This is a genomic window from Phytoactinopolyspora mesophila, from assembly GCF_010122465.1.
Lineage (GTDB): Bacteria > Actinomycetota > Actinomycetes > Jiangellales > Jiangellaceae > Phytoactinopolyspora > Phytoactinopolyspora mesophila.
In genome coordinates, this window is the sequence record NZ_WLZY01000026.1 from 1 (window position 1) to 1,438 (window position 1,438).

Annotated in this window: 1 protein-coding gene; it reads left to right on the forward strand. The window is 67.5% G+C overall.

Annotated features, from left to right (window positions below; translation table 11 throughout):
* The first annotated feature begins 124 nt into the window (after nucleotides 1-124).
* Nucleotides 125-1,432, forward strand: a complete 1,308-nt coding sequence (locus F7O44_RS29275; protein WP_162453876.1) for an ISL3 family transposase — start codon at nucleotides 125-127, stop codon at nucleotides 1,430-1,432.
* The last annotated feature ends 6 nt before the right edge of the window (nucleotides 1,433-1,438 follow it).

Sequence of the window (1,438 nt, forward strand, 5' to 3'; positions counted from 1 at the left end):
CGGCTCTTCACAATCGAGGGTGTAGCGGTCGGCGGTGGGCGTCGGCGGTGCGTCGGTGTCCGGATAGAGGTCGAGGTCTCCCGATGATGGAGGTTCCTACGCCGCCCATCTGGAAGACCTCGACGTGCCTGACGCTACCTTCACTTGCCCTGACCTGACTACGTTCTGCGGTCTCGACGAGCTCGGGCTGGAAGCCGTGGGGCAGCGACTCGAACCCGACCGCGCCGTGCTGGCCTGCCGGGTGGTCGACCCGGACCGCTGGTGCCGTCGTTGCGGCTGCGCAGGTGTCCCTCGCGACACGGTGATCCGGCGGTTGGCGCACGAGCCGCTGGGGTGGCGTCCCACGACGCTGGAGGTCACGATCCGCCGGTACAGGTGCACAGGCTGCGGGCATGTGTGGCGCCAGGACACCAGCCTGGCGGCTGAGCCGCGGGCGAAGCTGTCACGCCGCGGTCTGCGGTGGGCGCTGGAAGGCATCGTGTGCCAGCACCTCACCGTGGCCCGTGTCGCCGAGGGGCTCGGGGTCGCCTGGAACACCGCCAATGACGCGGTCCTGGCCGAGGGCAAGCGTGTGCTCATTGATGATCCCCACCGGTTCGACGGCGTGGCCGTCATCGGTGTCGATGAGCACGTGTGGCGTCACACCCGTCGCGGCGACAAGTACGTGACCGTGATCATCGACCTGACCGGCATCCGCGACGGGACCGGCCCAGCGAGGTTGCTGGACATGGTCACCGGCCGCTCCAAGCAGGTGTTCAAGACCTGGCTCGCCGAGCGCCCCGCAGCGTGGCGCGACGCCGTCGAGGTGGTCGCGATGGACGGGTTCACCGGCTTCAAAACCGCCTCCACCGAGGAACTCCCGGACGCGGTCGCGGTGATGGACCCCTTCCACGTCGTACGCCTCGCCGGTGACGCGCTGGACCGGTGCCGCCGCCGGGTCCAGCAGGCCACCCACGGCCACCGCCGCCGAAAGAACGACCCGCTCTACCGTGCGCGACGGACACTGCACACCGGAGCCGACCTGCTCACCGCCAAGCAAAAGAATCGCCTCGACGCACTGTTCGCATCCGACGCCCATGTCGAGGTAGAGGCTACCTGGGCCATCTACCAGCAGATGATCACGGCCTACCGTGATCCCGACCGTGCCAAAGGCCATGAGGTGATGAGCAAGTTGATCGAGTCGGTCAGCCACGGCGTGCCGAAGGCATTGAGCGAGATCATCACCCTCGGCCGGACGCTGAAGAAGCGAGCCGCCGACGTGTTGGCCTACTTCGACCGCCCCGGCACAAGCAACGGACCGACGGAAGCGATCAACGGACGCCTCGAACACCTCCGCGGCTCCGCCCTCGGATTCCGCAACCTCACCAACTACATCGCCCGATCCCTACTCGAGACCGGCGGCTTCAGACGCCAACTACACCCTCGATTGTGAAGAGCC